This is a genomic window from Rhodocista pekingensis, from assembly GCF_042665545.1.
Taxonomy (GTDB): domain Bacteria; phylum Pseudomonadota; class Alphaproteobacteria; order Azospirillales; family Azospirillaceae; genus Rhodocista; species Rhodocista pekingensis.
Genome location: NZ_JBHTCM010000019.1, coordinates 17,304 through 26,428, shown reverse-complemented (window position 1 = coordinate 26,428; position 9,125 = coordinate 17,304). Strand labels below are relative to the sequence as shown.

Below are 9,125 nucleotides of genomic sequence, written 5' to 3'. Positions count from 1 at the left end.
CGACGCCCGGCGGACGACACGGCGGTCAGGCGCCACGCCGGTGGTTGCTGCTGGCGCCGCTGGCGGCCCTGCCGCTGGCCGGCTGTAGCCACAGCCCGGTCCTGGTCGGAGCCCCGCAGCCGCTGCTGACGCCCGAGCAGCTTGAACAGAGCCTGCGGCCCTATCTCGATCCGGCGGTGGTGGCCACCTACCAGGGCAAGAGCGGCACGGACCAGACCGATTACCGCGACCAGGTGATCCACGCCCGCATCGCCCTCATCGACTCCCGCTTCAAGGTCTTCCTCACCGACCTGGGGGTGGATACCAAGACCCTGGCGATCGGCGCCGATCTGGCGGTGATCGGTCTGAACACCGGCTCCGTCCTGTCCGGCGGGGAGACGGCGAAGGACATCCTGAGCGGGCTGGCCGCCGCCGTCACCGGCGCCAAGGGCGCGGTGGACAAGAACGCCTTCTACGACCAGACGGCGCCGACCCTGGTCAGCCAGATGATCGCCAGCCGGCGGGAGGTGCTGGCCGGCATCCTGGCGAAGATGCAGACGCCGAACTACTCCCTGGTCGAGGCGCTGGTCGATCTGGAGAGCTACGAGTTCGCCGGCAGCTTCAACGGCGCCCTGCAACAGATCGGGCAGAAGGCGGGCAACCAGTTCCAGGTGGCGGAGGCGCGCATCCAGCAGCTCGCCACCACCCGGTTGCAGGCCGCCGACATCGCCCCCGACCAGATCGAGTCCCGCGAGGTGTTGCGCCGGCGCATTCTGGCGCTGGGCGGGCCGCAGGCCATCGCCGCCGCCGGGGTGGCGGCGAAGGAACCGGTCTTCCAGTCCACCGTCGAGCAGGCTGTCCGCGCCGGCGCCGATCCCGCGACGGAGGCGGGCGCGCGGACCATCCTGCTGCTGCTGGTGGGGGAGGCGTTCGACAGCACCGGCACGCTGGCCCGGCTCCAGGGCGTGGTGGACGGGGTCGCCGGTCCGTAGCAGGCCCTGCGGCTGCCATGAGGGAGGGGACGATGGTGGACGGACCCATGGGGGAGCCGGAGCAGGTGCCGGAGCAGGCGCCGGAACCGGAACAGCAGCAGGCCCAGGCGGCGGTCGTGCTGGCGCTGAAGAAGGTCTGGGTCGTGGACGGCACGGCGCCGGAGGCGCAGGTCCAGGCCCAGGCGCAGCAGTTCCGCGATCTGGGCTGGCAGAGCGTGACCGTGTTCCCGCCCACGGCGGAAACGAAGGGAACCTGGGTGATCGTGGGCGAGGGGTTCGCCGCCGGCTGACCCGGTCCCGGCTCAGACCCGCCCGGCTCAGACCCGCTGCGGGGGCCGCGCCAGCCGTTCCGCGACCGCGCGCAGCACCGCTTCGGCCAGCAGTACGGCGGCCGGATTGCCGCTGCGTTCGGCCTCCGCCAGATAGCGCCGCGCCATGGCCGGCGCGGCCTGCCGGCCCCACCCCGCCAGCAGGCGCTGCGCGCGGATCTCCACGATGCGGCTGTCGCTGCGGCCCATGGCCTTTCCTCCCGGACGGTTCGCCCGGGAAGGACCGTCAGCAAACCCCTTGCCAGTCCGGATCGTCCTTGCAGAACAAGGGCGTGGCGGAACGGCCCGGTCTCCCCTGTCAGGTCCGCCTGACAGGTTCCGCGCGACCACGGCCCGCCCCTGTCCGGTCGCCTGACAGGGGGCGGCGTCCGAGAGGCGGAGATTCGCCGGGGGCGTTCGACAGGGCCGGCGTTTGACAGGGCCGGCGGGGCGGGCTTTAGTGGACGCATGGACCGCATCCTGATCACGGGCTTCGAGCCCTTCCTGGGCCATCCGGTCAACCCGTCGGCGCTGCTGGCGGAGGCGCTGGACGGCACCGTCGTGGCCGGCGCCCGGGTCAGCGGCGTGCAGCTTCCCGTCAGCTACGACGGGGCGGGCGGGGCCTTCGCCGCCGCCTTCGACCGGGTGCGGCCAGACGCCGTGCTGCTGTTCGGGCTGGCCTTCGAGGAGGAGTCGATCCGGCTGGAGCGGGTCGCCCTTAACCTGGACGACACCACCCACCCCGACAATCTGGGGCAGATCCGCCGCGGCCGGCCGATCGCCGAGGACGGCCCCGTCGGCTACTGGTCCACCCTGCCGCTGGACACGCTGGCGGACCGGCTGACGGAGGCCGGCTTCCCCGCGCGGACCAGCCGCGACGCCGGCGGCTATCTCTGCAACCACCTGTTCTTCCGCGCCCGCCACCTGATCGCGGGGCGGGGGCTGGCGGTGCCCGCCGGCTTCGTCCATGTCCCGCCGCTGGAGGAGCAGGTGGCCGACCGGCCGGGCCGCACCGGCATCACGCTGCTGCGGCTGGTGGAGGCCGCCCGGCTGATGCTGGAGGTGGTGGTGCAGGAAAGCCGCACCGCCGGGACCTGAGCGCAGGCCGAGGCCCTGTCCGCCCTGTATTTCCCCTGGGCGGGGTGCTCCGGGGACGTTACACTTCCGGTCCCTTCCCGCGGCGAACCGCGCCCGCCCATGCAGGTCTACCTCCCGATCGCCGAACTGTCGGTCAACGCCCTCCTGCTGCTCGGGCTGGGGGGGATCGTCGGCTTCCTGTCCGGGCTGTTCGGGGTGGGCGGCGGCTTCCTGATGACGCCGCTGCTGATCTTCATCGGCATCCCGCCGGCCGTGGCCGTGGGGACGCAGGCGAACCAGCTTGTCGGCGCCAGCGTCTCCGGCGTGCTGGGGCACTGGCGGCGCAACAATGTGGACGTGAAGCTGGGGCTGGTGATGCTGGCCGGCGGGGCCGCCGGCACGGTGCTGGGGGTCTGGCTGTTCGGCCTGTTGCAGACGCTGGGCCACATCGATCTGGCGATCGGCCTGTCCTACGTGTTCTTCCTGGGCGTCATCAGTTCGCTGATGCTGTGGGAAAGCGTGCGGGCGCTCCTGCGCGGGCGCGACGCCGCCGTGGCCAAGGCGAAGATGCATCACCACACCTGGCTGCACGGGCTGCCCTTCAAGGTCCGCTTTCCCCGCTCCCGGCTCTATGTCTCGGTGCTGCTGCCCGGCGGCATCGGCTTCGTCGGCGGGGTTCTGGTGGCGATCATGGGGATCGGCGGCGGCTTCATGCTGGTGCCGGCGATGATCTACCTGCTGGGGATGCCCACCGCCATGGTGGCCGGCACCTCGCTGTTCCAGATCATCTTCACCACCGGCATCGCCGCCTTCGCCCAGGCCACCTTCAATCATACGGTGGATATTCTTCTGGCTCTGCTGCTTCTGGTGGGCGGTGTGATCGGCGCCCAGTTCGGCAGCCGCGCCGGCACCAAGCTGCGCGGCGAGCAGGCGCGCGCGCTGCTGGCGCTGATGGTGCTGGCGGTGGCGGTCAAGCTGGCGGTCGATCTGGTCGTGCGGCCGGACGACCTGTACAGCGTCTCCCTGCCGCTGCCGGTCTGAACGGGTCTGCCGCCGATGTCCCACCCGACCGCCACCCGTTCCCCGCCGCAGGGCAGCCCGCAGCCGGTCCGCCGGTCCCGGCTGGCTGCGGCGCTGGCCACGGGCCTGCTGGCCCTGGTCTGCCTCTGGGCCGGGGCCGCCGCCGTCTCCCGCGAGGGCTGGGCGCAGCAGCTCGTGGCCGACCTGTCCAGCCACCTGATCGCCATCACGACCGGCTTCACCGGGACCGAGGTGGTGCTGTTCGGCGCCGTGGACGGTCCCGGGGACGTGGCCGTGGTGGTGCAGGGGCCGGAGGGGGAGGTCACGGTGCGCCGCAAGGACCGCGTCGCCGGCCTCTGGATCAACACGGAAAGCCTGGAGTTCGGCCGGGTGCCGGCCTTCTACGGGTACGCCGTGAGCAACAGCCTGGAGCAGGTCCCGCCCGCCGTGCTGCAACGCCACGAGATCGGGCTGGACCATGTGCGCCTGCTGCCGGTGGAGGAGGCGCCCGCCGCCAAGGTGGCGGAGTTCCGCGCCGCCCTGATCCGGTCCAAGCAGCGCGCCGGCCTCTACGGCACCGGGGCCGGGGAGGTGTCGTTCCTGGGTCAGCGCCTGTTCCGCACCTCCATCTACTTCCCGGCCAACGTGCCGACGGGTATCTACACCGTCGGCGTCTTCCTGATCCGCGACGGCGACGTGGTCAGTGCCCAGACCACACCGCTGTCCGTTTCCAAGATCGGCTTCTCCGCCAGCATCTACGAGTTCGCCGTGCGCCAGTCGGTGCTGTACGCCCTCACCGGGCTCACCCTGGCCGTGGCGGCGGGATGGCTGGCCGGGGTCGTCTTCCGCAAGTCCTGAGAGTCCCGGGGGAGTCCGGCATGACCGACACCAGACCCGAGGGGCATCACCGCACCTTCCTTGTCGTCGTGGACGAGACGGAGGAGATGTCGGTCGCCCTCAACTACGCCGCCCGCCGCGCCCGCAATTCCGGCGGCCGGGTGGCCCTGCTCCATGTCATGGAGCCCGGCGAGTTCCAGCAGTGGAGCGCCGTCGAGGCGCTGATGAAGCACGAACAGCGCGAACAGGCGGAGCAGCTCCTGCAACGGCTGGCGAAGACCGTGCTGGACATCTCCGGGACCCTGCCCTGCATCCATCTGGTCGAGGGCAAGCGCAGCGAGGAGCTGATGCGGATCGTGGAGAACGACCGCTCCATCTCCATCCTGGTGCTGGCCGCCGGCACCGGCCGCGCCGGGCCGGGGCCGCTGATCAACTACATGGTCGGGCAGATGTCCGGCTCGCTGCGCATCCCCGTCACCGTCGTGCCGGGGGGCCTGAACGAGGCGCAGCTCGATATCCTGACCTGACCCGGCTGACCTGAGCCCCGGCTGACCTGAGCCCCGGCACCGCCCGGTGAAGGGGAACTGCGTCAGGGGGCGGGGTCCAGCCCGAACAGCTCGACCGGCCGGTCGAGCCCGCGGACGGGGTGCAGCCCCAGGCTGGCGAGTCCGGCATCGGGGCAGGCGCGGGCGAAGTCGGCCGAGGTGACAAGGCCGCGCCCCAGCCCGCGGGTCAGCCCCTCCAGCCGGGTGACCAGGTTCACCGCCGGCCCGATCACCGTGAAGTCCAGCCGGTCCGGCGCCCCGATGTTGCCGAACATCACGTCGCCATGGTGCAGCGCGATGCCCGCCCCCAGCCGCGGCTGGCCCCAGGCGGCGCGCTGGGCGTTCAGCCGCTCCATCCCCGCCTGGGCGTCGCGGGCGGCGGCCAGGGCGATGGCGCAGGCGGCGGCCACCTGCTCCGGTCCGCTGCCGGCGGGTATGGCGAAGACGGCCAGCATGGCGTCGCCGATGAACTTCACGATCTCGCCGCCGCGCTCCTGCACGGCGCCGCCCATGATCTCGAAATAGCCGTTCAGCAGGGCGATGATCCGGTCCAGCGCCAGCCGGTCGGACAGCGTGGTGAAGCCGCGCAGGTCGCAGTACCAGAGCACCGCCTGCATGGTCAGGCCGCTGCCGCGGCGGATGTCCCCGTTCAGGATGCGGCTGCCCGCCTCCTGCCCGACATAGGTGTTCAGCAGGTTCGTCGCCAGCAGCCGCAGCACCCGCGCCTCCACCAGGGCGGTCAGGGCCGGCAGGCTGTCATAGAGCAGGGTCAGGGCCTCGGTGCCGAAGCCTCCGGCGGCCCGGCTGGCGAAGGTCGCCGCGTGCCGCCGGCCGTTGGAGAAGACCATGGGCATGGCGGCATAGTCGGTCATGCCGTCGGCCCGCAGCTCGTCCAGGATCGGGAACGGATAGGGCGGCGGCAGGGTGGCCAGGGGATAGCGCACGCCCTCCGCCCCTTCCTCCATGATGGAGAAGACGGGGCTGCCGATGAATTCGGGCGTCGACTCGATGCCGTGCGCCCGTTGCAGCGCCTCCACCCCCGGCCGGTCGGTCCGCCAGAGATAGGTCATCCCGCGGATCTGCGGATGCAGCAGGCGGACATGCAGGGTCGCCCGCTCCAGCGGCACGCCGCGGCCGCAGAGATGGGCCGCGAACGCCTCCAGCAGGGCGGGGATTGTGGGCTGGCGCTGGCCCTCCGTCAGCAGCCACGCGACCGTGGGCACGGCCGCCGGCGCCAGTGCAGCCGGCGCCAGTGCTGCCGGTGCCAGCGCTGCCGGGCCGTTCCCCGCCGCTCCCGGCGCGGGTCCGCTGCCTCCGTTCGTCTCCTCCGCCACCCTGGCCGCTCCCCTGGGCCTCCGAGGCGCCCGCCGGCCCGGAACCGGGCCGGCATGGCACCGCCTGCGTTCTGATGCTTGATCGCCGCGACGATACTGCCCACTTTCCCCGACGACCGCCACCGCCGGCCGCGACGACCGGCCCGGGCGCCAGAAAGGGCCTTCTACCGCCATGTTCATCCAGACCGAAGAGACGCCGAACCCCGCCACCTTGAAGTTCCTGCCCGGCCGCGACGTGCTCGGCCGCGGCACGGCGGACTTCGCCTCCCCGGAGACGGCCGGCCCCTCGCCGCTCGCCGCCCGCCTGTTCGAGGTCGAGGGCGTGACCCGGGTCTTCCTGGGCGCCGACTTCGTGACGGTGACGAAGACCGAGGACAAGGACTGGTACGCGCTGAAGCCGTCTGTCCTGGGTGTCATCATGGAGCATTTCACGGCCGGCCGGCCGGTGCTGCTGGAAGGGACCGCGGATGACGGCCACGCCGAGGCCGCCAACGCGGAGGACGAGGAGGTCGTGGCCCAGATCAAGGAGCTGCTGGACATCCGCGTCCGCCCGGCCGTCGCCCAGGACGGCGGCGACATCACCTTCCACGGCTTCGACAAGGGCGTGGTCTATCTGCACATGAAGGGCGCCTGCGCCGGCTGCCCCAGCTCCACCGCCACGCTGAAGGCGGGGATCGAGAACCTCCTGAGGCACTACATTCCAGAGGTTGTCGAGGTACGCCAGGTCCGCTAAGGTGGTACCGCTGCCTGAAAATCGACGAAATTGGTGGCCAGAGGCTAATCTGCCTCATTGATCCTCCGGGATCCCTTGGGCTTCTCTCCGGCATGTCTTCGGACCCGGCGGAGCCCCGGGGTCCCGGGAGGCGGAATACCGGACTTGTTCCGGCCGGACACGGTGCAGCGCGGGCAGAAGCCCCGCCCCGGTCCACCAGCTAGGAAACGGTACGGAGCGGCTGCCCATGACAGCACACGTCAAGCCGGGGCCCAGGGGGCCCCTTCGGGAGATCGTCTGTCTCCTCGCCCTCGCCGCCATGGCGCTGGGCCCCATGTCCCTCGGGACCTTCGGAAACCGCGCCGGCGCCCAGCCGGGCGATGTCCGGACGCACGAGGTGCCGACCGGCGTCCGCATCACCCTGCCCGCCTATCCCGGCGGCACGGACGCCCCAGACGGAAAGACCGCCCTGGCCGGCGCCGGGGCGGACGGAAGCGATGCCGGAACGGACGGAAGCGCAGAGCGGGTGCGGCTGGATGCCCGCATGCTGCTGGACCTGTTCCACGCCAACGACTACCGGATCGACGCGGTGCGCAGCGGTGAACTGCCGGTGCCGCGGCTGGTGCTGAACGACCTGCCGCCCGCCCTGACGGAGATCGCCGACAGCAGCGAGCGCAAGGCGGTGTTCGTGAAGACGATGCTGCCGCTGGTGCTGATCGCCAACGAGCGCATCGAGCGCGACCGCGCGCGCCTCCGGAAGCTGCATGCCCAGCGCGAGGCCGGGCACGAGCCGGCGCCGCAGGACCGCGTCTGGCTGGAGCAGATCGCCGCGCAGTACGGGCTGGAGACCGACGGCGGCGTGGATACCCGCGCGCTGCTGCGCCGGGTGGACATCGTGCCCCCGTCGCTGGCGCTGGCCCAGGCGGCGGAGGAGAGCGGCTGGGGCACCTCGCGCTTCGCGCAGCAGGGCAACGCGCTGTTCGGCCAGCTCACCTGGTCGGAGGAGCACGAGGGCATCGTGCCGCGCAACCGGCGCGCCGGAGAGAGCCACCGCTTCCGCAGCTTCGGCGATCTCCAGGCCAGCGTGGACGCCTATATCCACAACCTGAACACCCATGCGGCCTATCTGCCCTTCCGCACCCAGCGCGCCTCGCTGCGCCGGCAGGGACGCGCGCTGGACGGATACACCCTGGCCGCGGCGCTGGAGCGGTATTCCGAGCGCGGCGCCGACTATGTCCGGGCCATCCGGGCGGTGATGCGCTCCAGCCGGCTGCGGGATTTCGATAATGCCGTGCTGAACGGCGCCTGGACGGCATCCGGGGCCGAAGAGGCCGACGCGGCGCCCGAGGCGACGGTCCGCAACGCCGTCGCCGGAACCGCCGCCGGACCGATGCCGACCGTGGAGACCGTCGCCCTGCCGGCCGCGCCGCCGCGCAAGCCGCCGGCCATTCCGGTGGGGGTGGCAGAGCCGGGAGCGGCGGGGGTTCCCGCGGCGGGCGAATAGACGTCCGTGGGGGACGACGTTCCGGGGGACCTCCAGGGTCCGAGGACGGCCCGGCCCTTGCCGGGCAGCCTGTCCCGGTTACATAAGCGGTCAGGACCCGCGGCCGTGCGCCGCATCGGCCCCTCCTGTCCCCCGGCCGTCCTCCGGCCGACCGTCCCCCTGCCGCAAGGAAACGTCCCCGTGAGCCAGCCCGCACACCCCGCCGCCCCCGGCGGGAGACGCCTCGACGAACCGGGGCAGGACCTGCTGTTCCGCCATGCCCGCACGCACAACGCCTGGCAGGACCGCCCCGTGTCGGAGGAGACGCTGCGGCAGCTCTACGACCTGATGAAGTGGGGACCGACCGCCGTCAACAGTTCGCCCCTGCGCATTCTGTTCCTGCGCACCGAGGCGGCGAAGCAGCGGCTTGCCCCGGCCCTGTCCGCCGGGAACCTGAAGAAGACCATGGCCGCCCCGGTGGCCGCCCTGCTGGGGTACGACACCCGCTTCTATGAGAATCTGGACCGGCTGTTCCCGCACAATCCGGGCGCCCGCTCCTGGTTCGAGGGGGACGGCACGGCGATCTTCGAGACGGCTTTCCGCAACAGCTCGCTCCAGGGCGGCTACTTCATCCTGGCGGCCCGCTCCGTCGGGCTGGACTGCGGCCCGATGTCCGGCTTCGACCGTGCCCTGGCGGAGGCGGAGTTCTGGCCGGACGGCCGGGTCAAGGCGAACTTCCTGTGCACCCTGGGCTATGGCGATCCGGCCGGCCTCCACCCCCGCGGCCCGCGCCTGCCCTTCGAGGAGGTCTGCCGGGTGCTGTAGAGGCCCCGGCCGC

General features: G+C 72.0%; 11 protein-coding genes. 9 read left to right on the top strand and 2 right to left on the bottom strand.

What is annotated here, in order from left to right; all coding sequences use genetic code 11:
* Positions 1-44: 44 nt before the first annotated feature.
* Together ACFQPS_RS16590 and ACFQPS_RS16585 are read left to right on the top strand one after the other, a co-directional pair.
* Positions 45-971: a hypothetical protein gene (locus ACFQPS_RS16590; protein WP_377360331.1), complete on the top strand. Its 927-nt coding sequence runs from the start codon at positions 45-47 to the stop codon at positions 969-971.
* Positions 972-1,003: 32 nt separating this feature from the next.
* Positions 1,004-1,261, top strand: coding sequence for a hypothetical protein (locus ACFQPS_RS16585; RefSeq protein WP_377360330.1), 258 nt, complete (start codon positions 1,004-1,006; stop codon positions 1,259-1,261).
* A 27-nt stretch (positions 1,262-1,288) separates the two neighbouring features.
* Here the strand turns inward: ACFQPS_RS16585 and ACFQPS_RS16580 are convergent, their stop codons facing one another.
* Positions 1,289-1,489, bottom strand: coding sequence for a hypothetical protein (locus ACFQPS_RS16580; RefSeq protein ID WP_377360329.1), 201 nt, complete (start codon positions 1,487-1,489; stop codon positions 1,289-1,291).
* 258 nt (positions 1,490-1,747) lie between these two features.
* On the opposite strand from ACFQPS_RS16580, the gene ACFQPS_RS16575 reads away from it, so the two are divergent.
* The 4 genes from ACFQPS_RS16575 to ACFQPS_RS16560 all read left to right on the top strand — a co-directional run bounded on the left by ACFQPS_RS16575 (position 1,748) and on the right by ACFQPS_RS16560 (position 4,740).
* Positions 1,748-2,377 (top strand): pyroglutamyl-peptidase I, encoded by a 630-nt coding sequence (locus tag ACFQPS_RS16575; RefSeq protein WP_377360328.1) that lies wholly within the window; start codon positions 1,748-1,750, stop codon positions 2,375-2,377.
* Positions 2,378-2,476: 99 nt separating this feature from the next.
* The gene (locus tag ACFQPS_RS16570) at positions 2,477-3,397 is read left to right on the top strand and encodes a sulfite exporter TauE/SafE family protein (RefSeq protein WP_377360327.1); all 921 of its coding nucleotides are present in this window, start codon (positions 2,477-2,479) and stop codon (positions 3,395-3,397) included.
* A 15-nt stretch (positions 3,398-3,412) separates the two neighbouring features.
* Complete coding sequence (locus tag ACFQPS_RS16565) at positions 3,413-4,234, top strand: TIGR02186 family protein (protein WP_377360326.1); 822 nt, start codon at positions 3,413-3,415, stop codon at positions 4,232-4,234.
* Positions 4,235-4,254: 20 nt separating this feature from the next.
* Positions 4,255-4,740 (top strand): universal stress protein, encoded by a 486-nt coding sequence (locus tag ACFQPS_RS16560; RefSeq protein WP_377360325.1) that lies wholly within the window; start codon positions 4,255-4,257, stop codon positions 4,738-4,740.
* A 62-nt stretch (positions 4,741-4,802) separates the two neighbouring features.
* Here the strand turns inward: ACFQPS_RS16560 and ACFQPS_RS16555 are convergent, their stop codons facing one another.
* On the bottom strand, positions 4,803-5,981 hold the full coding sequence (locus tag ACFQPS_RS16555; RefSeq protein WP_377360324.1) for an adenylate/guanylate cyclase domain-containing protein: 1,179 nt from the start codon (positions 5,979-5,981) through the stop codon (positions 4,803-4,805).
* Between the two features lie 283 nt (positions 5,982-6,264).
* Between ACFQPS_RS16555 and ACFQPS_RS16550 the strand changes: the two genes are divergently transcribed.
* The 3 genes from ACFQPS_RS16550 to ACFQPS_RS16540 all read left to right on the top strand — a co-directional run bounded on the left by ACFQPS_RS16550 (position 6,265) and on the right by ACFQPS_RS16540 (position 9,112).
* Complete coding sequence (locus tag ACFQPS_RS16550; RefSeq protein WP_377360323.1) at positions 6,265-6,825, top strand: NifU family protein; 561 nt, start codon at positions 6,265-6,267, stop codon at positions 6,823-6,825.
* Positions 6,826-7,051: 226 nt separating this feature from the next.
* Positions 7,052-8,308, top strand: a complete 1,257-nt coding sequence (locus tag ACFQPS_RS16545; protein WP_377360322.1) for a glucosaminidase domain-containing protein — start codon at positions 7,052-7,054, stop codon at positions 8,306-8,308.
* Between the two features lie 180 nt (positions 8,309-8,488).
* Positions 8,489-9,112 (top strand): malonic semialdehyde reductase, encoded by a 624-nt coding sequence (locus ACFQPS_RS16540; RefSeq protein ID WP_377360321.1) that lies wholly within the window; start codon positions 8,489-8,491, stop codon positions 9,110-9,112.
* Positions 9,113-9,125: the final 13 nt, after the last annotated feature.